The organism is Actinoplanes sp. NPDC051513 (genome assembly GCF_044454685.1).
In the GTDB taxonomy this organism is placed as follows: domain Bacteria; phylum Actinomycetota; class Actinomycetes; order Mycobacteriales; family Micromonosporaceae; genus Actinoplanes.
The window spans coordinates 40,872-62,052 of the sequence record NZ_JBITDW010000006.1; the positions used below are offsets into that span (position 1 = coordinate 40,872).

Genomic DNA, 21,181 nt, shown 5'->3' on the forward strand with positions numbered 1-21,181 from the left:
GGCCTCAGCCAGCCGGGCCAGAGTTCTCGCCCGGCCTCAACCGGCCGGGACAGAGTCTCGCCCGGCCGCTTCCGGGCCCTCCAGGAAGCGGGTCATCGCGGCGATCCGGCCGCCGCGCAAGGTCAGGACCAGCAGGCCCGCGGGCTCGTCCGCCAGACGGCAGGCGTACGCGGGCTGGGTGTTGACCCTGGTCGGCGTCAGCCGCAGGGAGAGGCCGGGTTGCCAGGTGGGGCTCGCCCGCAGGAACGCGGCGATGGCCGGGCGACCGTGGTACTCGTGCGGGGCCGGCGGCATCGACAGCCAGGCGTCGTCGGTCAGCATCGCCAGGAGCGCGTCGATGTCCCGTACGGAAAATGCTCGTGCGAAACGGTCGGCCAGCGCGACCTCCTCGGGTGATCCGGCCGCCGCCGGCGCCGGAACCACGACCGCGGCTCGCGCCCGCTGCAGCAGGCCCTTCACGGCCGTCGCGGTGACGCCGAGCATCGAGGCCGTCTCGGCGGCGGAATAGCCGAGCACGTCGCGCAGGATCAGCGTGGCGGCCTGGCGCCGTGGCATGCGCTGCAGGCTCGTGACGAACGCGAGCCCGACCGCCTCCCGCACCTGGTAGCGCGCCTCCGGGCCGGGCGCGGTATCGGGCACGCCGTCGAGCAGGGCGTCCGGGAACGGCTGCAGCCAGGGCACATCGCCGAGGCGCGACGGCTCGGGCGGGCTGAACGGCGGCCGCGGGGCGGCGGGCGCGCGGCGGCGGAAGTTGAGGCACCGATGGGTGGCGATCCGGTACAGCCAGGTGCGCAACGACGAGCGGCCCTCGAAGCCGTCGACGCCACGCCAGGCCGCCACCAGCGTCTCCTGCAGCACGTCCTCGGCGTCGGTCAGCGAGCCCAGCATGCGGTAGCAGTGCAGCAGCAGCTCGCGCCGGTGCGGGCCGACCAGCTCGGCGAACGCCTCATCGTCCACGGATCGTTCCGTTTCCCTCGGCGGCGGTGTCTGAACAGTCGAACCGCAATCTCATCAGAGAAGGGAACACCCCATGGACAAGGCCAAGCGCGTGGCGCTCGAGTACTTCGAGGCGTGGACCGGCAAGGACATGGACCGGGCGATGGTATACGTGGCGGACGACATCGTCTGCGACGCGCCGGCCGGGCGGATCGAAGGGGCCGCCGCGTACCGGGCGTTTCTCGAACCGTTCGCCGGGACGCTCACCGCGGCCACGATGATCGCCGCCTACGGTGACGACGAGAGGGCGCTGATCATGTACGACACGGCGTCGCCGCGGGTGGCCAGCGCGCCCGGCGCGGAGTGCGTGACGGTCGTGGACGGGCGGATCGTGTACAGCCGGTTCGTCTTCGATCGGCTGCCCTTCGCTCGCTGAAGGGCATCGACAGCGGGGCCGTTTCACGCCATTGTGTGATCATGTCGCTGCAGGATCACCTCGTCACGCGGGTGCTGGGGCTGCCGGGCGCGGCGCGGAGCTTCTGGATCGAGCGGGGGCTGCGCATCCCGATGCGCGACGGCGTGACGCTTGCGGCCGATCACTACGTCCCGGCCGGCGAGCCGGCCGGGACCCTGCTGGTGAGAGGTCCGTACGGCCGGCGGTTCCCGTTCAATCATCTGTACGCCCGTCCGTACGCGGCCCGCGGCTACCACGTGGTGTTCGTGTCGAGCCGGGGGACGGCGGCCTCGGACGGGGACTTCGACCCGATGCGCACCGAGCGCGACGACGGGCGCGACGTGGTGGCGTGGCTGGTGGCCCAGCCGTGGTTCACCGGGACGTTCGCGACGGTCGGGCCGTCGTATCTGGGCTACACCCAGTGGACGCTGCTCGAGGACCCGCCGCCGCAGATGGCCGCGGCCGTCGTGACCGTCGGCCCGCACGACTTCGCCCGGCACTCGTGGGGGACGGGGGCGCTCAACCTCGACCTGGTCGGGTGGAGCGACATGGTCTCCCAGCTGCCGCGGTCGGACAAGCCGTCGTTGGCGGCGGCCATCCGGCAGACGATGAGCGGGCCGGCGCAGAAGCGGGCGCTGCGGTCGGTCTTCACCGACCTACCGCTGGTCGAGGCCGGGGAGCGGCACTACGCGGGGCGGGCCCGGTGGTTCCGCGACCGGGTCACGCGGCCCGACCTCGACGATCCCTACTGGGCGCCGATGCGGCATCCGGAGGCGCTGGACCGGGCCGGGATCCCGATCCTGCTGCACAGCGGGTGGCAGGACCTCTTCCTGGGGCAGACCGTCGAGCAGTACTCGCGGCTGTCGGCCCGGGGCGTGGACGTGGGGCTCACCATCGGGCCCTGGACGCACACCGAGGTGATCGGGAAGGGCGCCCGGATCCTCATCCCGGAGACGCTCGACTGGCTGGGGGCGAAGCTGCGGGGCGAGCCGTTGCGCCGTGCTGCACGCGTACGAGTCAAGGTGACCGGAAGCGGCGAGTGGCGCGAGACGGACGCCTGGCCGCCACCCGCCCGCGAGATCGCCCTGCATCTGCGGCCCGGCGGCGGGCTCGGGGAGGCGGCGGCGGGATCGGCCAGCTTCACCTTCGATCCGGCGTCGCCCACGCCGGCGGTGGGTGGGCCGCTGCTCGACGGCGGCGGGTACGTCGACGACGGCGCGCTGGCGGAGCGGGCCGACGTTCTGGCCTTCACGGGCTCGCCGCTCACCTCGCCGCTGGAGGTGCAAGGGTCGCCGGTGGTGGAGCTCGCGCATCACTCGGACAACCCTTACGCCGATCTCTTCGTGCGGGTGAGCGAGGTGTCCGCGCGCGGCTCGCGGAACGTGACCGAGGGGTATCGGCGGCTCGACCCCGCGCGGGATCAGAACACGCCGGTGCGGCTGCAACTGCTGCCCACGGCGCATCGGTTCGCGGCGGGGTCGCGCATCCGGGTGCTGATCGCGGGTGGGTGCTATCCGCAGTTCAGCCGCAACCTCGGCACGGCGGAGAACCCGGGTACGGGCACGAAGCTGGCGCCGTCGCGGCACACGATCACGCTCGGCCCGTCCCGGCTGGTGCTGCCGGGCACGGCCTGAGCCGCCGCCCTCGCGTCCGGGGCGGCGGCTTGGTTACAGGCTGCGGGCGGTGATGTCGCCACGCATGGTGGTGGCGCGGATGTCGAGCTCGGCGCTGCCGTCGTTCTTGAGCGCGTTGCTGACGCGGCCGAAGCTGGTGCCGGCGTCGAGGGTGGCCGAGACGCCGGCCGCGGCGCCGATCGAGATGCTGCCGTCCTGGGTGGTGAGCACGACCGCGCCGCGCACGGCCTCGGTGATCCGGATGTCGCCGCGGGTGGTGCTGATCTCGGCCGGGCCGTTGAGCCGGCCGACCTCGACGTCGCCGTCGACCGCGCTGAGGTGGACGCTCGTAGCCTCGTCGATCTTGATCTGGCGGTACGCGCCCTCGAAGGCGACCTCGCCGAGGCGGCCGACGCCGCGGAGCTCGGAGGCTGCGGACCTGCCCTCGACGCGAGAGCCGGCGGGCACCTGGAGGGTGACCTCCACCGATCCGGAGGAGCCGAAGAGCTGGTTCTTGGGCTCGGCGGTGTGGACCCGCAGGACGCCGTCGGCGTACGCGACGGTGGTCTGTTCAGCGGCCTGCACGTCGCGGCTCTTGCCCGGGTTGGACGGGCGGACCTCGACGGTCGTGTCGGCGCGGTCGGCCGCGATGACCTGGACGCGCCCGGCGGCGATGGCGAGGACGGCGGAGATGGGGGCGGGGGTGTCGAACTTCTGCATCGGGGGCTCCTTCGTTGTTTCCGACATGAGAAACGCTACGTTGCTTTCCGTTCGATGGCAACATGTTCGTTGCACTGTATTGGCGTTATCGCTGTTCAAACGGCATTAATCGTTGCAACGGAGATGTCGGTAACGCAACGTTGCATTGCAATGGATGACGAGTGAACGCTATAGTGGCGTCTCGCCCCGAGCCGGAAGGAGATCGCGATGCCCGGAGGCAGGCTGACCCAGCAGGAACGCCACCAGATAGCGGTGGGGCTGGCCGACAGCCTTCCCTACGCCGAGATCGCCCGCCGCCTCGATCGCCCCACCTCGACGATCACGCGTGAGGTGATGCGCAACGGCGGCCCCACCGCCTACCGCGCCGACCTGGCCCACCGCGCCACCGAGCGCCGCGCCCACCGGCGCCGGCCCACCACGCCCCGCGCCGCTCCCGCGCAAGATGGGCGCAACGCCGAGGCCATCGCCGAGTACGAGGAGTCGCTCACCACCGTCCTCATGGCCTCGGGCCTGCCCAAGATGACCGCCCGGGTGTTGACCTGCCTGTTCACCACCGATGCGGGCAGCCTCACCGCGTCCGAGCTCGCCCAGCGCCTCCAGGTCAGCCCGGCCTCCATCTCCAAGGCGATCACCTTCCTGGAAAGCCAGAGCCTCGTACGCCGCGAACGCGACGAGCGCCGCCGCGACCGCTACCTCGTCGACGACGAGCTCTTCTACCAGGCGACGATCGCCAGCGCCCGGGCCAACGACCAACTCGTCGCGGCGGCCCGCCAGGGCGTCGGCATCCTCGGCCCGAACACCCGCGCGGCCGCCCGCCTCGAGAACATCGCCCGCTTCCTCGACTTCATCAGCGAGAGCATCACCCGGGCCGCCGAGCAGGCCCGCGAGGTCCTCCACACCGGCCCGGCCCGCCACGACGACGAGCAGTGACGCGATCCGGGAGGGCGGCTGGAACTACGCCGCCGCGGGCGCTGGGGCGCTGAGGCGGGGGCCGGACTCGGCGCGGGAGATGCGCAGCCACACGACGAATCCCCAGATCACGAACGCGGCGTAGACGGCGTAGAGGATCGCCGACGGGTAATAGCGGAAATGCAGGAGCTCGGGCACGCCGACCAGGTCGACGGCGATCCAGCACAGCCAGAACTCGACCCAGCCGCGGGCCATCGCATAGGTGGCCAGGATCGAGCCCACGAAGATCCACGAGTCGGCCAGGTAATACCACCAGGGCGCCGGGAATCCGGCGCCGACGGCGCGGAAGACGAAGAAGCAGAGCACGACGGCGGCCAATGCCGCCGGAACGAAAACGGCTCGCTGCCCAGGGCTCGCCCAGTGCGGGGTCACGGCGATTCCATGCGTACGGGTGGAGTTGCGCCGCCACCGCCACCAGCCATAGACGCTCGTCGCGACGAAGAAGACCTGGCGCGATGCCTGCCCGTAGAGGGGCGTCCCCTGGTCGTTGCCGATGGCCTGGCCCATGAAGACCGTGAAGAGCAGCACGTTGCCGACGATGCCGACCGGCCACGCCCACGCGCTGCGCCGCAGGCCGAACAGCGCCGAGCCGAGGCCGAACGCGTTGCCCACGATCTCGCGGTAGTAGATCGCCTGGCCGGGTGTCACCTGCCATTTCGCGTTGTAGAACGTCGTCAGCAGTTGATCGAGCCAGGCCACGGCTCATGGTATGGCGGCCCGGGCGGTGGGGCATAGTGTGACGGTGACCGCGCCGTCCTGCCCCGCCGAGACCCGCCTCTACGAGAACGGCCGGCCCATTGCCGAGGACTTCCCCGCCGACCAGGTGCCCGACATGCTGGCCCGGCACCCGGAGGCGGTCCTGTGGCTCGACCTGTACCGTCCGGGCCCCGCCGATCTGGCCGCGGTCGCCGAGGAGTTCCACCTGCACCCCCTCGCGGTCGAGGACGCCACCCAGGACCACGAGCGTCCCAAGCTCGACCGCTATCCCGAACATCTCTTCCTCAACGTGTACGCCGTGGATGTCTCCACGAAGCCGGAGGATCCGCCGTTCGGCAAGACCGAGATCAGCGCGTTCGTCACCGACCGGGCGCTCATCACCGTGCGCAAGGCGCCGAGCGACACGGCGAAGTTGGTCGAGCGCTGGGACGCCGACGCGAAGCTGAACGAGATCGGCGGCGTCGGGTTCCTGCTGCACGGGCTGCTCGACGTGGTGGTCGACGGGCACGTCGCCGCCGCGCAGCAGCTGGACGTGGCGATGGACGACGTCGAGGACGTGCTGCTCGAGGAGGGTGGCGCGCCGCGTGGCGTACGCATGCGCGGCCTGCGGCTGCGCAAGACGGTGGCGGCGCTGCGGCGGGCGGTGGCGCCGATGGCCGAGCTGGTCTCCCAGGCGACGCGGCCCGACCTGGGGCTGGTCGACGAGCATCTGGCGCCGTACTACCGGGACGTCGAGGATCACGCCCAGCACGCGAGCGACCAGGTCGAGCACCTGCGCGAGCGGATCGAGAGCCTGCTGCAGGCGGATCTGGCCGAGCAGGGCAACGTCCTCAACGACATCACCCGCAAGCTGGCCGCTTGGGCCGCGGTGATCGCCGTCCCCACCGCCCTCACCGGCTATTTCGGACAAAACCTTCCTTATCCCGGTTTTGAGAAAACATGGGGGTACGTGCAGAGTTTGGTTCTCATCGTCCTGTCGGCCGGCGGGCTCTACTGGTACCTCCGCCGGCAACACTGGCTTTAGGGTCGGTCCCGCCCGCCGCACCGGCGTAATCTCCCCGGTGATTCCGCGGGGGAGGTGGGCATGCTGGCACTGGTCTGGGGCGCTGTCCGCACCCGCCGTGCCCAGGTGCTGACCGTCCTCATCCTCACCGCGCTGGCCGCCGCCGTGGCCGCGGCCGGGCCGTGGTTCGCGATCGCCGGGGGCGCCCGGGCCGCCGCCGCCGACGTCGACGCCGCCGCGGCCGCCGACCGGTCGCTGTCGATCCGCAAGATCATCGAAACCGGGGGCGACCCGGCCGGCACGGTCGACCAGTTCGCGGCGAACGCGCGCGGCCTGCTCCCGCTGCCGGCCACCGACCCGGTCAGCGGCCTGGTGCTGCCGCTGATCACCGTCCACGGCGGGCAGACGCCGTCGATGGCCATCGCCTACCGCGAGGACATGTGCGACCACCTGCGCCTCGACGGCCCCTGCCCGGCCGCCCCGGGCGAGGCCGCGATCAGCGTGAACACGGCCCAGCAGCTCGGCCTCGGCCGCGGCGACCGGCTCGGCCTGCGGCGCCAGCCCGACGCCGCGCCGCTCACGCTGCGCGTCGTGGCGACCTACTCGCTCGACGACCCGGCCGGCGCCTACTGGAGCAACCCGCTGTTCGTCGCGAGCGGCGGCCTCGACCCGGCCTTCACCACGATCGGCACCTTCACCGACGAGGAGCTCGGCGACCCCACGATCAGCTACGACGTGCAGGTGCCCGACCGGCTGATCCGCGGCGACGACGGCTACGACCTGGCCGGGGTGCTCCGGAAGGCCGACTACGACCTCGGCCGGCAGGGGCTGCGGCTGGTCAACACGACCGGCTCGCTGCTGCGCACCATCGCCCGCGACCGCGAGGCCATCCGCGAGGGCGTGCTCGTCGCCGTCATCCAGGTGCTGGTGCTCGCCTGGTTCGCGATCGGCCTGGCCGGCCAGTACACCGGGCGCGACCGGCGCGGCGACGCGGCCCTGCTCAAGCTGCGCGGCAGCTCGCGCGGCGCGATGCTGCGCCTGGCCTGGGGACAGCACCTCGTGCCGCTCGTGCTCGGCGCGCTCGCCGGCCTGCCGCTGGGCTACCTGCTGGCCCGGCTGCTGGCGGGCCCGGTCGGCCGCCCCCAGCAGCAACAGACCGCGCTGACGCTCTCCGTCGCGGCCACCGTGGCCGTGCTGGTCGGCGGCCTCGCCGTGCTCGCCCTGATCGAGGCCGTGGCCCTGCGCCGCCCGGTCTCCGACCTGCTGCGCGAGGTCACCGGCGGCCGCGGCGACTGGCGCTCCGGCCTCGCCGACCTGCTGCTGCTCGCGGTGGCGGTGTCCGCGATCTACCAGGCCCGGGCCGGCGCGGCCGGGACGGGGCTCGCGCTCGCCGCGCCCGCGCTGGTGGCGCTGGCCGTGGCGCTGCTGCTGGCCCGGCTGCTCGGCCGCGTCGCCGACCGTGGGGGCGGCGCCGCCGTGCGCACTGGTCACCTGCGGCTCGGCCTCACCGCCGTGCAGGTGTCGCGCCAGCCCGGCGGCGACCGGGTGTTCGCGCTGGTCGTGGTCGCGGTCGCGGTGTTCGCCACGGCCGTCGGCGGCTACGCCGGCGAGCACACGGCCCGGGTGCAGCGCAGCGGCGCCGAGCTGGGCGCGGCCCGGGTGCTGACCGTGCAGGCGCCCAACCGCACCGCGTTGCTGGCCGCGGTGCGCGCCGCCGACCCGGCCGGCGATCAGGCCATGGCCGTCACGGTCGACCGCACGAGCGAGCCGCCGGTCCTCGCCGTCGACAGTGGACGGCTCGCGGCCGTCGCCCACTGGCGGCCCGAGTACGGGCCGATCGGGGCGCTGCCCGCCACTGTGGCGCCCGCGCCGCTGCCCCGGATCACCGGCGGCCGGCTCGCCGTGCGGGTGAGCCGGCAGGGCGCGGCCCCGGTGCAGCTGAACCTGGTGCTTCAGCACGAGGGCACGGGCGCGCCCGTGCCGGTGCGGTTCGGCCCGGTGGGCGCGGGGGAGCGGACGCTCGAGGCGCCGGTCGCCGGCTGCGCCGCGGCGCCGGGCTGCCGCATCCTGCGGTGGGAGCTGACCGGTCCGTCCGCGGTCTCCGTACGCGGTCTCGACCAGCTCGACCCGCCCGGCGTGATCCTCGACCCGGCCCGCCTCGCCGACGTCGCCCGGTGGCGGTCCGGCACCGCGGGCGCGGCCCTCGACCTGGCCGCCGCCGGCGGCACGCTGACCCTGTCGGCCGACGCGACGGCCGGCCGCGGGGAGCGGGGCACCACCGCGTACGCCGTGGACACCGACCTGCCGCTGCCGGTCGTGCTGGCCGGGGCGGCCCCGCCGAGCTGGCAGTTCGGTGAGCCCGCGCTGCTGTCGCTCGGCAGCGAGCCGGCGCCCGTGCGGGTCGTCCGGACGGTCACCGCGCTGCCGGTCGTCGGCCGCAGCGGCGTGCTCGCCGACCTCGACGCGACCCGGCGGGTCATCGGCGACGCCACCCCGGCCGGCGAGTTCCAGGTGTGGCTCGCCCCCGGCGCGCCGCCCGGCATCGTCGGCGCGCTCACCCGGGCCGGCCTGACCATCGCCGCCGACGAGACGATCGGCGACTGGGCCGCCCACCTCGCCGGCCAGGCGCCCGCCGTGGTCACCCGCTTCTCGCTGGTCGCCGGCGTGGTGGTGCTGCTGCTCGCGGCGGCGGCCCTCGGGGTGGCCGGGGCCGTGGACCGTCGCTCCCGGCTCGAGCAGCTGCGGGCGCTGCGGGTGCAGGGGCTGCCGGGCCGGGTCGCAGTGCTCACGGCGTACGCGGGAATCGCCGCGCTCGTGCTCTCAGGTCTGGTCGCCGGTCTTGCCGCGGCCGCGCTCGCGCGGCCGCTGGTGCGCATCACCCTGCCCGCCTTCACGGACGGCTGGGACGTGCTGCCCGCGCCCGGCGCCCTCGGCCTCGCCTCGCTCGCCCTCGCCGGGCTGGTCGCGCTGCTCGTGCTCGGCCTCACCGGGTGGCTCGCGGTGCTGCCGTTGACGCACCGCCTGCGCCGGGAGGCCGGCATTCGCGGGCGCGCCGGCCACGGGAAGGCCAGCTCTCGCCGGCCCACCCACCACGGGAAGGCCGGCTCTCGCGGGCCCGCCCGCCACCGGGAGGCCGGCCGGTGATTCGTCTTGTTCTCGCCATGGTCTGGATTCGGCGCGGGCAGTCGCTGACGCTCGCGCTGCTGGCTTTGCTCGCGGTGGCGGCCGCCGTCGCCTCCCCGGCCTATCTGGCCGCCGCGGACCGGGCCGTCGCCGCCGGGCAGATCGCCACCGCCACCCCCGCCGAGCGCGGCATCGTGCTCAGCTCCGCCCAGGACGACCGGGCCGGCAACAACGGCAACCCCGAGTTCAGCAACGTCGGCGCCGCCCTCGGCGGCCTGCCCGGCTTCGAGTACCGCTTCTCGGCCGAGTTCCCCGCCATCGGCATCGAGCCCGACAACGTGATCGCCTCGCGGGTCGTCTTCCGCCAGGACGCCTGCACCCATCTGCGCATCGTCACCGGCCGCTGCCTGATCGGCGAGGGCGAGGCGATCCTCGGCGCCGCGACCGCGGAGCGCGCCGGGCTCGCCGCCGGCGACGCCGTCACGCTGACCTTCGCCAAGAACAACAACGACGACCACAACCCGCTCTACATCCCCGACGGCAAACCCAAGCGGCTGTACGTGGCCGGCACGTACACGGTGCCGGCGCCCGGCGACGCCTACTGGGGCACGCACGGCTACTTCACCGCGGTGCCCGGGCACGGTCCCGGCGAGCCCGTCTTCATCGGCGCGGCCACGCTCGCGGTCATCGACCACGGCCGCACCGAGATGGCGATCGACGGCGCCGCCGGCCCGGCCGCGCTGAACATCGACCGCCTGCCGCAGCTGCGGGCCGGGCTCGAGACGCTCAAGTCGCAGTCCACCAAGCTCGGCCCGACCGTACAGATCAACACCGACCTGCCCTTCCTGCTCGACCGCATCGACGGCGGCCGGGGCAACGCCCGGCTGCTCGTGCCGGTGATGGCCGTGCCGCTGGTGCTGCTCGCCTGCTTCTGCATTTTCCTGGCGGTCAGCTACGGCGCGCAGGGCCGCCGGCCCGAGCTCGCGATCGTCGCGCTGCGCGGCACCCGCTGGTGGACCCGCTGGTGGCTGGCGACCGGGGAGAGCCTGGTCGCGATCCTGGCCGGCGCCGCGGCCGGCTGCGTCGCCGGCCAGCTGCTCGTCGACGCCGTGGCCGCCGCGCGCTTCCCCGGCGTCGGCGTGGCCGCCGACTGGTCGTCGCTGCGCTACGCCCCGATCGCCGCACTGGCCGCCTGCGCCGCCGCGGTCCTCGCCCAGCGCCGCCAGCTGCTCGGCCCGGTCGCCGGCCTGCTGCGCCGCAACCCGGGCCGGGTCAACGGCCCGCGCGCGGTCGCCGTCGAAGCCGTCATCGTGCTGCTCGCCGTGGTCAGTGGCGTCCAGCTCGCGATCTCCGGCGGTACGCTCACCGGCGTCGCCCTGCTCGCGCCGGCCCTCGGCATCCTGGCCCTGTCCCTGCTCGCCGCCCGCGCCCTGCTCCCGGCCGTCACCCGCTACGCCACCCGGGCGCTCGACGCCGGCCGGCTCGGCCCGGCGCTCGCCGCCTTCCAGCTCTCCCGCCGCCCCGGCGCCCAGCGGCTCTTCGCGCTGCTGGTCGCGACGGTCGCGGTGGCCGGGTACGCGGCATGCGCGGTCGACGTGGCCGCGCGCGGGCGCGACGTCCAGGCCGGCCTCGGGGTCGGCGCCGAGCGGGTGCTGAGCGTCGACCCGGTCCACCGCAGCCGGCTGCTGCACGCGGTGCAGATGGCCGACCCCGACGGCCGGTTCGCCATGGCCGTGGTCCGGCTGCCGAGCTCGGCCGCCGACGAGGCGCTGGGCCTCGCCGTCGACTCCCGGCGGCTGGCCGCGGTGGCGTCGTGGCCGGGTGGCGGGCCGTCCGCCCGCGGGGTGGCCGCACGTCTCCGGCCCCCGGCCGCCGAGCCGGTCGTGCTGCCGGGTCAAGATCTCGCGGTCGGCGTCACCGCCACCGCGATGACGAACGGCAAGGAGCTCAAGCTGCTCGTGGCGGTCTCCTCGGTGGCCGGCCTCGGCGACGAGGTGGTCGACTTCGGCACGCTGCGCAACGGGCGCAGCACCTACAAGCAGCGGGTCGGGGCCTGCCGGCTGGGCTGCCGGCTCAACGGCATCGAGGTGACGATCGCGACGACGGCCCTCAACGTGACCGGCCGCGTCGTGATCAACTCGCTGGGGTCGATCAATCCGGTCCGGGACGCCCTGCCGGCGTCCGCGCTCGCCGACGTGTCCCGCTGGCGGACCGGCGACCTCGTAGCCGATGCTGCCGACCCCGCGGGCATCACCGCCGGCCCCGGGAGCATTGTCGCCGACCCCGGTGGGCTGGGCATCGACGCGACCGCGCCCGGGGGCATCCGCGACGGCATCTGGGTCAAGCCGGTCGACGCGCCGGCGCCGCTTCCCGCCGCGTACGCCGGGGCGAAGCCCTTCGGAAGCACGGTCACCGGGCTCGACGCGAAACCCCTCGCGCTGCGGCTCACCGATCGCCTGCCGGCCGTGCCCCGCATCGGCGACCACGCGACCCTGGTCGACCTCGACTACGCCGACCGGCTGTCGGCCGACGCGGCCGTCGCGCTCGACCCACAGGTCTGGCTCAACGAGCACGCCCCCGCCGACATCCTCGACCGGCTGGCCGCCCAGGGCCTCACGATCACCGGCGACACCCGGTCCGATCAGGTGCGCGACCGGCTCGCCGAGCAGGGGCCGGCCCTGTCGCTGTACTTCTATTACCTGGCCGGCGGCCTCTCCGTGCTGCTCGGCGCGGGGGCGCTGGTGCTGGCCGCGGCCGTCGACCGGGCGCGCCGCGTCGAGGATCTGTCCGCGCTGCGCGCCCAGGGCCTGCGCCGGCCGGTCGCCGGACGGGCCACGCTGTGGACGTACCCGGTCCTGGTCGCGATCGCAGCGGTCGCCGGCGTGCTGACCGCGCTCGCGGTGTGGGGACTGACCGGCTGGGCGCTGCCGCTGGCCGGGGCCAGCCCGCCGTCGTTGCCATTGCCGGCCTGGCCCCGCATCCTGGTCGTCCTGGCCACCGGCGCCGCGGTCCTGCTCGTGCTCGCCACGGTGGCCGCCGGCACCGGCCGCGACCTGCACCGCCGCATCGACCGCACCGCCCGCACGGACCGCACCTGACCGCACGCCGCATTCACGCACGTGACCGCACAGCCGGCACCGACCGCACGCCCGCACCGCTCGCACTGCCCACCGCCCCCCGCACCCGGCAACGCCCGCACCTGACCAGGTCGACTGCACCGGCTGCGTCGACCGCATCGATTCGAGGAGACGAACGTGAAGACGCTGATCGTCGAGGCCGCGGGCCTCGCCTGGGACGGCGACCGGCCGGTGCTGACCGGTGTCTCGGTCACCGCGAAGCCCGGCGAGATCCTGGCCGTCACCGGCACCTCGGGCGCGGGCAAGACCACACTGCTCAGCGTGATGGCGGGGCTGCTGCCGCCGGCGAGCGGCAAGGTGCTGATCGACGGCGAGCCGCTCGGCGACCGCGACCACGCGGTGTCGCTGGGGGTGGTGCTGATCCCGCAGGACAACGGGCTGGCCGCGATCCTCACGGCGGCGGAGAACATCTCGGTGGCGGTGATCGCGACCGGCGGCACGCCGGCCGAGGCGCGCCGGCGCACGGCGGAGTCGCTGGAGCCGCTGGGATTGTCGGGGCAAGCGAATCAGCTGATCGAGGAGCTCTCGGGCGGCCAGCAGCAACGGACGGCGATCGCTCGCGGGCTGGCGCTGCAGGGTGACGTGCTGCTGGCTGACGAGATCACCAGCGAGCTCGACGCGGCCAACCGGCAGCGCGTGATCGAGTTGCTACGGGCCGAGGCGACCCGGGGCGCCGCGGTGGTGTTCGCGACGCACGACCCGGAGGCCGCCGCGGCCTGCGACCGCGAGCTGCACCTGGCCGACGGCGAGGCGATCTGGGCCCGCCCCTGACGGCGCCGACCCGCCGCTCGCTCCCGCGCCAGACCGCTGGCCCGCGCCGCCCGCTGGCCCGCGTCGGACCGCCCGCGCCAGGCCGCCGAGCGCACGCGCCGGACCGTCCGCTGGCTACGCTGCGTGGTCGGTGCTGCCCGGGACCAGGGTGACCTCGCCGTCTATGTGCTGGACCGTGAACAGGGTGCCGGGCGGGTAGGAGCCCAGCACCTCGGGTGGCAGCTGCACCGTGCCGTCGCCGGCGACCACGGCGAAGTCTTGGCCGTCGCGGCCCTCGGCGCCTACCCGGCCGTCGCGGATCGTCACCGCTCGGCCCAGGCGCGCGCCCACCTCGTTGTCGTGGGTGACCACCACGATCGTGGTCTGGCGTTCGGCGTTCACCGTCTCCATGGCCGCTAGGACCTCGTCGCGGCCGGCCGTGTCGAGGCGGCTTGTGGGCTCGTCGACCAGCAGCAGGCCGGGGCCGGTGGCGATGCCGACGGCTAGGGCGGCGCGCTGCCGGCCGCCGGGGGTCAGGTCGGCCAGGCGCTGGCGGCCCTGGCCGGGCAGGCCCACGAGGTCGAGGATGCGGTCGGGATCGTCGAGCTTGATGCCGCGAGTGTGCGCGGCCCGGCGTTGCGCTAGCCAGATGTTGCGGTGCAATGACGCGTACGGAAGAAGGTTTCTGCTCGCACCCTGCAGGACCACGCCGATCTCCGTGCCTCGCAGCCGGGAGATCTCGCCGTCGGACAGCTTGCCCATGTCGTACGTGCCGATGTTGATACGGCCGGCCGAAGGCCGCATCAGGCCCGCCAGCAGCGCGATCAGCGTGGATTTCCCGGAGCCCGAGGGGCCGACCAGCGCAAGCGTCTCGCCCGGCGCGATGGAGAGGTCGACGCCGGCGAGCGCGACGACGTCGCCGGCCTCGGCGCGATAGATGTGCACCACCCGGCGGCAGGCCACGGCAAGTCCGTTCATGGCGCTCACGCTAGCGAAACACCGGTCAGCATGACGACCCATGGCCGGGCCCGAACTTCCAGCACACCGCCGGTGACCGCGCCGTCGGTGTGCTGCGCGTCGTGCACGATCGCCGCCGCCTCGCCGGCCCCGCCGACCCGGACGATCGTCATTCCCTCGCCGGTGGCGGCGAACGGCCCGGCGCCGACGAGGATGCCGCGATCGCGCAGGCGCTGCAGGAAGCGCGCGTGCTCCCCGAAGAGCGGATGCTCGAACGGGTTGCCCACCCCGGGCGCCGCCGAGTGGCTCAGGACGAGGACCAGGTCGGCCGGCTCACCCTCGGCGGGCTCGTTCTGGGCGGGCTCGTTCTGGGCCGGCTCGCTGACGGCCGGCTTGCAGGTCGCGGCCAGCGACGACAGCACCGCGGGCCACCCGCGCCGATACTCGCCGCGGGCGTCGAGCGACTCCCAGCCCGAGTGCGTCACCGTGACGAGCGTCGCCTCGTCGCCCACCGGCGCGAACGACACCTCGACGACCGACGCTCCGGCGGCGTCCCGGCCGGGGTGCCAGGTCATCCGGAACGAGCGGGGTGGCTGCCAGTCGAGCACCTTGCCCCACACCGCCGTGCCGCCGTCGGGCCCGGTCTCGACCAGTTCCCCGTCGTGGAAGGCGGCCACCGCGCCCTCGCCGAAGACGCTGAACCGCCCGACCGGCCACCACTCGCCGATCCGCGCGGTGAAGACCTCGAACGCCTCCCCGGGCGACGCCGGGACCACGATCTGCCGGTGCAGTGGCGGCAAGCTCATGACTTCTCCGTAAATACGTCCGAGTAGGACGACAACGCGTCGTCCCACATGCCGACCAGCCACCGCTGCAGCGCGGTGAACCCCTCCGGCGCGAGGGCGTACAGATTTCGCGTCCCCGCGCTCTGATGCACGACCAGCCCGGCGCCCTCGAGCACCTTGAGATGTTTGCTGACCGCCGGCCGGCCCACGGGCAGCGCGGCCGCCAGCGCACCGACCGGCGACGGGCCCGACGCCCGCAGCCGCTCCACTATTCGCCGGCGCGTGGGATCGCCCAGCGCGTCGAGGGTTCGCTCCCATTGGTCACTCATGAGTAACGGTCACCGTAGAGGAACCAAAGGTCGCTCGCAAGTGTCGGCCGGTATCCTCTTAGGGTGGTCCCCGTGCGTGACATCGCCGTTTTCTCCGGATCCGCCCACCCCGAGCTCGCCGCCGAGATCTGCCTGCATCTGGGCGTGCCGCTGATGCCCACCCGAATCTCCCGCTTCGCCAACGACTGCATCGAGGTGCAGCTGCAGGGCAACTGCCGGGAACGGGACGTCTTCCTCATTCAGCCGCTCGTTCCACCCGTACAGGAGAATTTGGTGGAACTGCTTTTCATGCTCGACGCCGCGAGGGGCGCCAGCGCCGGCCGGATCACGGTCGTGCTGCCGCATTATGCCTACGCGCGCAGCGACAAGAAGGACGCCCCCCGCATCTCCATCGGCGGCCGATTGGTCGCCGATCTGCTCAGCACGGCCGGCGCCGATCGGGTTCTCGCGATGACCCTGCACTCCCCCCAGGTGCACGGTTTCTTCAGCATTCCGGTCGACCATCTGCATGCGCTGCGCGAGCTCGCCCACCATTTCCGCGGCTATGACCTCAGCAACACCGTGGTCGTCTCGCCCGACCTGGGCAATGCGAAGGAGGCGGCGGCTTTCGCCCGCATGCTCGACATCGACGTGGCGGCCGGCGCGAAGCAACGCTACGCCGACGACAAGGTGGTCATCAGCACGGTCATCGGCGACGTCACCGACCGCGACGTGATCGTCCTCGACGACGAGATAGCCAAGGGGAGCACCGTCTTCGAATTGCTCTCGCGCCTGCGGGAACGCAACGTCCGCAGTGTCCGGGTGGCGTGCACCCATGGCCTCTTCACCGGCGACGCCATTCGCCGGCTCTCGGAGGAAAAAGAGATAGAAGAGATCGTCTGCACCAACACGGTCCCGATTCCCGAGAAGAATCAGACCGACAAGCTGACGATCCTCTCGGTGGCGCCGGCTCTGGCCGAGGCGATGCGCCGCATCCACAATGGCGAATCGGTGAGCGCGTTGTTCGCCTAGCGCGGTCGTGCGTCGGCGCGACTGCGGTCAGTGCGGGTTATTCAGGGCCCACCTTGAGCCGCACCTCGCCGAACGTCAGCAGCTTGGTCTCCACCGCCCTGAATAACCCTCAGCGGATTGCGGTTCGGGTCAGGGCCACGGTTGCGGCGTCCTCGGCCAGCGCCGCCGGGACGGCGAAGTCGTGCCGGGCGGCGAAGGCGCGCCAACCGGCGCCCGCATAGCTGCCCGCGAAGGCCGCGGCGCCTCCGACCGCTGCCGGTAGGGCGACGGATCGGCCCCGCCGGTGGGCGTAGATTCCGGCGGACAACGCGCCGAGCGCGACCCGGCCGGCCAGCGGCGCCGGGGACAGGCGGCTGGGCGTGCTCGGCAGCTTGTCGGCGATGAGCTCGCCCAGCGCGGCGGCCCGGGCGGCGATGCGGAGGAAGCCCCGATCGGCCAGCGCGGCCAGCGGGGTGATGCTGCGGCCGCCGGTCGCCGCGCCCAGCATCGCGGCTCGTAGCAGAAGGTTCATGAGAGCCGCCTCGCGGCCGGCCCGGGTGTGTCCGTCATGGGTGTGTCCGTCATGGGTGTTTCCGTCATGCGGACGGGATGCCCGGCGGGCTCCGGGGTTAATCCGAATGTCCCGACGTCCGGGTGAGATACCCGGCACGCAGGGTGGTCCGGTGAGCGGGGGACGGGGAGGGCGTCCCGACCCCCGCTCCAGTCCATGCGGACGGATTGGTGTCTCTGGGAACCGGTGTCACGCGTTAGGTGGGGGGCCTCCCTTCATTTGCCGGTATCGATGTTGGGAGCGCTCCCAGACGACTGTAGCGGTATGTCCGGGAGTTGAGAAGGGTTCGTCAGGTCGTTGCTGTGCAGGTGACCGTCGGCGTGGTGGCCGTGCCCGACCCCAGGAAGCCGAATGTGGTGCTGCCGCCCGCGCTCAGGCCCCCGTTGTAGCTGACATTCGTGGCCGTCAGGACGTTGCCGCTCACGGACGATGTCGCGTTCCAGGTTTGCTGGATGCTCGGCGCGCCGGCGTACGTCAGGCGTACGGTCCAGCTCTTGATCGCCGACGATCCGGCCGTGACCGTCACGCCCGCCTGGTACCCGCCGGACCACTGGCTGCTCAGCGCGTACGTGGCCGAGCAGGCGCCGCTGACCGGAGGTGTCGTGGTCGGTTGCGTGGTGGGCGGGGTCGTCGTGGGCTGCGTGGTCGGGGGCGTGGTGGTGGGCTGCGTGGTCGGCGGAGTGGTCGGCGGAGTGGTCGTGGGCTGGGTCGTCGGGTTGGTGCCGCCGAAGGTGACGTCGCTGCACCAGTAGTACGACTGGTCCAGGTGGCTGGCCTGCCAGATCGTGTAGACCATGGCCCGGCCCGTACGGCCGCTCAGCGACACCGGGATGTTGAGCTGGACGCCGCCGGTGACCGGCGTCCATTGCGCTGCCGGCGTGTTGCCGACGACCGCGACCCGGGTCAGATCCGACCACTTGAGGGCGGTCGTCGCCGGGTTGAAGCCCGGGTTCGTGACGTACACCCAGAGGTAGTCGGCGCCGTGCAGCGCCTGGTCGAACACCTGGACCGTGAAGTTGTTACCGATCGAGGTGGTCTTCCAGTCGCCGACCGTGTCGAGCGCGTTGTACCGGCCGCTCTGCGTGTGACCGGCGCTGCACAGTTGGCCGTCCGGGATGGCGCCCTGGTGGTTGCCGGCGACTTGTTCCCGGAAGAGTCCGTTCCAGTTCCACATGGCGTTGGGGTCGGCCTGCCAGGCCTGCCAGCACATCGGATCCAGCGTGGCCATGGTCGGGTCCTGGAACTTGTCGCCCCAGCGCTGCCAGCAGCCGTAGTTGCGGGACGCGGGACTGATGACGTTGCCGTGCGCCTGGGCGGGCCCGGACGGGAGGGCCACGAGGGCGATGGTGGCGACGAGAGCGCCGACGGCGGCGCTGACGAGGAAACGCATACGTTTTCTTGTCTTCATGAGGGCTCATTGCTCCGGCGGGTGAACGGCCCCGGTGGACGAGGCCTGGTCATGGGGGAATCGGCGAAGGCTGCCCTCGGCCTTCACCCGTCGCGTGACCCGGCGGTGCGGCCCAACCATCTCGTCTGAATCGATATCTGTCAATGCTGGAGGGTTACGGGGACGCGCCCGGCGTGCAAGTTGCGCGAGAATGCCCGGGAGGCGTCGCGGCACTGGGGCTGCGGGTTCACGCCGTGTACCGCCAGGAGGTCCGCAAAGATGCCGGAGCGTGACGCCGCGGAACTGCTCCGCGACGCGAAACGGGTCGTCGTCTTCACCGGCGCCGGCATGTCGGCCGAATCCGGCGTTCCCACATTCCGGGACGCCCAGACTGGCCTCTGGGCCCGTTTCGACGCCAAGGCCCTCGCCACCCCCGAGGCGTTCGCGGCCGACCCGGCGCTCGTCTGGGGCTGGTACGAGTGGCGTCGCGCCGAGGTCGAGCGGGTCCGCCCCAACGCGGGCCACGAAGCGGTGGCCGCCATCGAGGCCCGGGTCCCCGACACGGTGGTCATCACCCAGAACGTCGACGACCTCCACGAACGCGCCGGCTCGCGGGACCCCATCCACTTGCACGGGAGTCTGTTCGCCCCGCGCTGCTCCGCCTGCGCCAAGCCTGCCCCGACCGCTTCCGCGCCGCCCGGGTTGCCTTCAAGCACCCCCGCGCCCGGGTCGAGCGCGCCGGGGTTGAGCGCGCCCGGGTTGAGCGCGCCCGGGTCGAGCGCGCCCGGGTCGAGCGCGCCCGGGTCGAGCGCGCCCGGGTCGAGCGCGCCCGGGCCGGCCGCAGGGGAGCGCGACGGGCGCGTCATGCCGCCTGCCTGCGCGTACTGCGGCGCGCCCGTGCGGCCCGGAGTGATCTGGTTCGGGGAACAGCTTTCGCCGAACGCTCTCTCCGCCGCCACCGAGGCTGCCTTCGGGTGCGACCTGCTCTTCACCATCGGCACGTCCGGCCTCGTCTACCCGGCCGCCGAGATCCCCTATGTGGCGGCCCGCTCCGGCGCCGCGGTGGTGCAGATCAACCCCGAGCCGACCGCCCTCGACGCGGTCGCCGATGTCAACCTGCGCGGCCCCGCCGCCCAGATCCTTCCCGACCTGGTCGCCCGCGCCTGGGGCCGGGCATGAGCCTGGGGCCGGGCATGAGCCTGGGGCCGGGCATGAGCCTGGGGCCGGGCATGAGCCTGGGGCCGGGCATGAGCCTGGGGCCGGGCACGAGCTTGAGGCCGGGCCGGGCGTGAGCCTCGCCACCGACCGCCTTCTGCTCCGGCAGTGGCGAGTCGCCGACCGCGAGCCCTTCGCGGCGATGAACGCCGACCCGGTCGTCATGTCCCACTTCCCGGCGCGGCTCACCCGCGAGGAGAGCGACGCCTTCGCCGACCGGAGCGAGGCCGGCATCGCCGAGCGCGGCTGGGGCCTGTGGGCGGTCGACGTCGACGGCGAGTTCGCCGGCTTCATCGGCCTGCAGCCGCTGCGACCGACCCTGCCGTTCGCCCCGGGCGTCGAGATCGGCTGGCGGCTGGCCGCGAGGTTCCACGGCCACGGGTACGCCACCGAGGGCGCTCGCCGCGTCGTCACCTATGCCTTCGACACCATCGGCCTCCCGCAGATCGTCTCGTTCACCACGGAGCGGAACATCGCGTCGCGGCGGGTGATGGAAAAGCTGGGCATGACTCGCGACCCGTCCGAGGACTTCGACCACCCCGCCGTGCCGGCGGAGTGGGACGGGCGCCGCCACGTCCTCTATCGCCTGGCTGCGCTGCCCTCCAACCCTCCAACCCACCAGGGCGCGGGTCGCGGCGGTAGCCGACCGAAGCCGGTCGGTGCATCGACTTCGGAAGGCGCCGAAGGTCGACTTCGAACGCCACTCACCGACCTTTGGCCGTCGAGCCGGCCGTCCGTTCCCGCGTAGCGTCGGCGCATGGTTCTCATCGCGCACGTCAGCGACATCCACGTCGACTCGGGGGAGCGCAGCGCCGAGCGCACCGCCCGGGTCTTCCGCTACCTGGCGGCGCTGCCCTCGCCGCCCGACGCGGTGATCGTCACCGGCGACATCGCCGATCACGGCGCCGAGGCGGAGTACGAACGGGTCCGCGGCCTGGTCAGCCTGCCGTCGCCAGTGCTGTGGTGCCCGGGCAACCACGACCAGCGAGGGCCCTACCGCAAGGCACTGCTCGGCGAGGATGCGAGCGATGAGCCGGCCAATCGGGCGTACGAGATCGCCGGTGTCTTGATCTTGATGGTCGACTCCAGCATTCCGGGGCGGAACGACGGGGTGCTCGCCGGCGAGACGATCGCCTGGCTGGAATCGACCCTGGCGGGGCGGCCCGAGCTGCCCGCGCTGATCTGCTTCCACCATCCGCCGGTGATGCTCGGCATGCCCTTCGTCGACAGCATCCGGCAGTTCGGCGCCGAGCGGCTCGCCGCGGTGGTGGAGCGCCATCCGCAGGTGGTGGCGCTGCTCTGCGGGCACGCGCACACGGCAGCCGCCACGACCTTCGCCGGGCGCCCGCTGGTGGTCGCGCCGGGTGTCGTCTCGACCTCGATGCTGCCCTTCGAGACCGAGGAGATCATCGATCTCCGGCAGCCGCCGATGATTGCTTTTCACGTGCTCGACGATGATCGCCGTCTCACGACGCACTACCGCGTCGTCCTCTGACCACAAGCTTCGACGGTTGCAATGCTGGCG

The 21,181-nt window shown here is 73.1% G+C and carries 18 protein-coding genes and 1 pseudogene; 11 read left to right on the plus strand and 8 right to left on the minus strand.

Features of this window, described 5'->3' with window-relative positions; translation table 11 throughout:
- Nucleotides 1-36 precede the first annotated feature (36 nt).
- A pseudogene (locus ACIA5D_RS20645) lies at nt 37-963 on the minus strand (RNA polymerase subunit sigma-70); the annotation flags it as partial.
- A 67-nt stretch (nt 964-1,030) separates the two neighbouring features.
- Here ACIA5D_RS20645 and ACIA5D_RS20650 point away from each other — a divergent pair.
- A complete protein-coding gene (locus ACIA5D_RS20650) occupies nt 1,031-1,372 on the plus strand; it encodes a nuclear transport factor 2 family protein (RefSeq protein WP_396031738.1) in 342 nt (113 codons plus the stop codon).
- A gap of 41 nt (nt 1,373-1,413) precedes the next feature.
- Entirely contained in the window at nt 1,414-3,024 is a 1,611-nt protein-coding gene (locus ACIA5D_RS20655) for a CocE/NonD family hydrolase (RefSeq protein WP_396031739.1), read from the plus strand.
- A gap of 33 nt (nt 3,025-3,057) precedes the next feature.
- Here the strand turns inward: ACIA5D_RS20655 and ACIA5D_RS20660 are convergent, their stop codons facing one another.
- On the minus strand, nt 3,058-3,723 hold the full coding sequence (locus ACIA5D_RS20660) for a DUF4097 family beta strand repeat-containing protein (RefSeq protein ID WP_396031740.1): 666 nt from the start codon (nt 3,721-3,723) through the stop codon (nt 3,058-3,060).
- Between the two features lie 207 nt (nt 3,724-3,930).
- Here ACIA5D_RS20660 and ACIA5D_RS20665 point away from each other — a divergent pair, with 207 nt between their 5' ends.
- Entirely contained in the window at nt 3,931-4,653 is a 723-nt protein-coding gene (locus ACIA5D_RS20665; RefSeq protein ID WP_396031741.1) for a helix-turn-helix domain-containing protein, read from the plus strand.
- A gap of 24 nt (nt 4,654-4,677) precedes the next feature.
- Here the strand turns inward: ACIA5D_RS20665 and ACIA5D_RS20670 are convergent, their stop codons facing one another.
- Nucleotides 4,678-5,391: a nicotinamide riboside transporter PnuC gene (locus tag ACIA5D_RS20670; protein ID WP_396031743.1), complete on the minus strand. Its 714-nt coding sequence runs from the start codon at nt 5,389-5,391 to the stop codon at nt 4,678-4,680.
- 43 nt (nt 5,392-5,434) lie between these two features.
- Between ACIA5D_RS20670 and ACIA5D_RS20675 the strand changes: the two genes are divergently transcribed.
- The 4 genes from ACIA5D_RS20675 (at nt 5,435) to ACIA5D_RS20690 (ending at nt 13,443) form a co-directional block, all read left to right on the plus strand.
- The gene (locus ACIA5D_RS20675; RefSeq protein WP_396031744.1) at nt 5,435-6,433 is read left to right on the plus strand and encodes a magnesium transporter CorA family protein; all 999 of its coding nucleotides are present in this window, start codon (nt 5,435-5,437) and stop codon (nt 6,431-6,433) included.
- A gap of 60 nt (nt 6,434-6,493) precedes the next feature.
- Nucleotides 6,494-9,556, plus strand: a complete 3,063-nt coding sequence (locus tag ACIA5D_RS20680; RefSeq protein WP_396031746.1) for an FtsX-like permease family protein — start codon at nt 6,494-6,496, stop codon at nt 9,554-9,556.
- Entirely contained in the window at nt 9,553-12,633 is a 3,081-nt protein-coding gene (locus ACIA5D_RS20685; RefSeq protein WP_396031747.1) for an FtsX-like permease family protein, read from the plus strand. Before ACIA5D_RS20680 ends, ACIA5D_RS20685 begins: the two co-directional genes overlap by 4 nt.
- 156 nt (nt 12,634-12,789) lie before the next feature.
- On the plus strand, nt 12,790-13,443 hold the full coding sequence (locus ACIA5D_RS20690) for an ABC transporter ATP-binding protein (protein ID WP_396031748.1): 654 nt from the start codon (nt 12,790-12,792) through the stop codon (nt 13,441-13,443).
- A 114-nt stretch (nt 13,444-13,557) separates the two neighbouring features.
- On the opposite strand, the gene ACIA5D_RS20695 is transcribed toward ACIA5D_RS20690, so the two are convergent.
- The 3 genes from ACIA5D_RS20695 to ACIA5D_RS20705 are packed head-to-tail and all read right to left on the minus strand — an operon-like array spanning nt 13,558 to nt 15,493.
- Nucleotides 13,558-14,400: an ABC transporter ATP-binding protein gene (locus ACIA5D_RS20695; RefSeq protein ID WP_396031749.1), complete on the minus strand. Its 843-nt coding sequence runs from the start codon at nt 14,398-14,400 to the stop codon at nt 13,558-13,560.
- Nucleotides 14,401-14,405: 5 nt separating this feature from the next.
- A complete protein-coding gene (locus ACIA5D_RS20700) occupies nt 14,406-15,185 on the minus strand; it encodes an SRPBCC domain-containing protein (protein ID WP_396031750.1) in 780 nt (259 codons plus the stop codon).
- Nucleotides 15,182-15,493 (minus strand): ArsR/SmtB family transcription factor, encoded by a 312-nt coding sequence (locus ACIA5D_RS20705; protein WP_396031751.1) that lies wholly within the window; start codon nt 15,491-15,493, stop codon nt 15,182-15,184. Before ACIA5D_RS20705 ends, ACIA5D_RS20700 begins: the two co-directional genes overlap by 4 nt.
- Before the next feature lie 72 nt (nt 15,494-15,565).
- Here ACIA5D_RS20705 and ACIA5D_RS20710 point away from each other — a divergent pair, with 72 nt between their 5' ends.
- Nucleotides 15,566-16,504, plus strand: coding sequence for a ribose-phosphate diphosphokinase (locus ACIA5D_RS20710; RefSeq protein ID WP_396031752.1), 939 nt, complete (start codon nt 15,566-15,568; stop codon nt 16,502-16,504).
- A gap of 109 nt (nt 16,505-16,613) precedes the next feature.
- Here ACIA5D_RS20710 and ACIA5D_RS20715 read toward each other — a convergent pair whose 3' ends face one another.
- Nucleotides 16,614-17,015, minus strand: coding sequence for a hypothetical protein (locus tag ACIA5D_RS20715; RefSeq protein WP_396031753.1), 402 nt, complete (start codon nt 17,013-17,015; stop codon nt 16,614-16,616).
- Nucleotides 17,016-17,343: 328 nt separating this feature from the next.
- Nucleotides 17,344-18,462, minus strand: coding sequence for a lytic polysaccharide monooxygenase (locus tag ACIA5D_RS20720; RefSeq protein WP_396031754.1), 1,119 nt, complete (start codon nt 18,460-18,462; stop codon nt 17,344-17,346).
- 258 nt (nt 18,463-18,720) lie between these two features.
- Between ACIA5D_RS20720 and ACIA5D_RS20725 the strand changes: the two genes are divergently transcribed.
- From ACIA5D_RS20725 to ACIA5D_RS20735, 3 genes are all read left to right on the plus strand, one after another.
- Nucleotides 18,721-19,620 (plus strand): Sir2 family NAD-dependent protein deacetylase, encoded by a 900-nt coding sequence (locus ACIA5D_RS20725; protein ID WP_396031755.1) that lies wholly within the window; start codon nt 18,721-18,723, stop codon nt 19,618-19,620.
- 109 nt (nt 19,621-19,729) lie between these two features.
- Nucleotides 19,730-20,404 (plus strand): GNAT family N-acetyltransferase, encoded by a 675-nt coding sequence (locus tag ACIA5D_RS20730; RefSeq protein ID WP_396031756.1) that lies wholly within the window; start codon nt 19,730-19,732, stop codon nt 20,402-20,404.
- A 9-nt stretch (nt 20,405-20,413) separates the two neighbouring features.
- Nucleotides 20,414-21,151 carry a metallophosphoesterase gene (locus tag ACIA5D_RS20735; RefSeq protein ID WP_396031757.1) on the plus strand — a complete coding sequence of 246 codons (738 nt, stop codon included), beginning with the start codon at nt 20,414-20,416 and terminating at the stop codon, nt 21,149-21,151.
- The last annotated feature ends 30 nt before the right edge of the window (nt 21,152-21,181 follow it).

Bases quoted from the DNA above. Each gene is read 5' to 3' on its own strand.
- ACIA5D_RS20695 (WP_396031749.1), bottom strand. From the start codon at position 14,400: ATGAACGGACTTGCCGTGGCCTGCCGCCGGGTGGTGCACATCTATCGC.
- ACIA5D_RS20705 (WP_396031751.1), bottom strand. From the start codon at position 15,493: ATGAGTGACCAATGGGAGCGAACCCTCGACGCGCTGGGCGATCCCACG.
- ACIA5D_RS20700 (WP_396031750.1), bottom strand. From the start codon at position 15,185: ATGAGCTTGCCGCCACTGCACCGGCAGATCGTGGTCCCGGCGTCGCCC.
- ACIA5D_RS20720 (WP_396031754.1), bottom strand. From the start codon at position 18,462: ATGAAGACAAGAAAACGTATGCGTTTCCTCGTCAGCGCCGCCGTCGGC.
- ACIA5D_RS20680 (WP_396031746.1), top strand. From the start codon at position 6,494: ATGCTGGCACTGGTCTGGGGCGCTGTCCGCACCCGCCGTGCCCAGGTG.
- ACIA5D_RS20650 (WP_396031738.1), top strand. From the start codon at position 1,031: ATGGACAAGGCCAAGCGCGTGGCGCTCGAGTACTTCGAGGCGTGGACC.
- ACIA5D_RS20735 (WP_396031757.1), top strand. From the start codon at position 20,414: ATGGTTCTCATCGCGCACGTCAGCGACATCCACGTCGACTCGGGGGAG.
- ACIA5D_RS20715 (WP_396031753.1), bottom strand. From the start codon at position 17,015: ATGAACCTTCTGCTACGAGCCGCGATGCTGGGCGCGGCGACCGGCGGC.
- ACIA5D_RS20725 (WP_396031755.1), top strand. From the start codon at position 18,721: ATGCCGGAGCGTGACGCCGCGGAACTGCTCCGCGACGCGAAACGGGTC.
- ACIA5D_RS20660 (WP_396031740.1), bottom strand. From the start codon at position 3,723: ATGCAGAAGTTCGACACCCCCGCCCCCATCTCCGCCGTCCTCGCCATC.
- ACIA5D_RS20655 (WP_396031739.1), top strand. From the start codon at position 1,414: ATGTCGCTGCAGGATCACCTCGTCACGCGGGTGCTGGGGCTGCCGGGC.
- ACIA5D_RS20665 (WP_396031741.1), top strand. From the start codon at position 3,931: ATGCCCGGAGGCAGGCTGACCCAGCAGGAACGCCACCAGATAGCGGTG.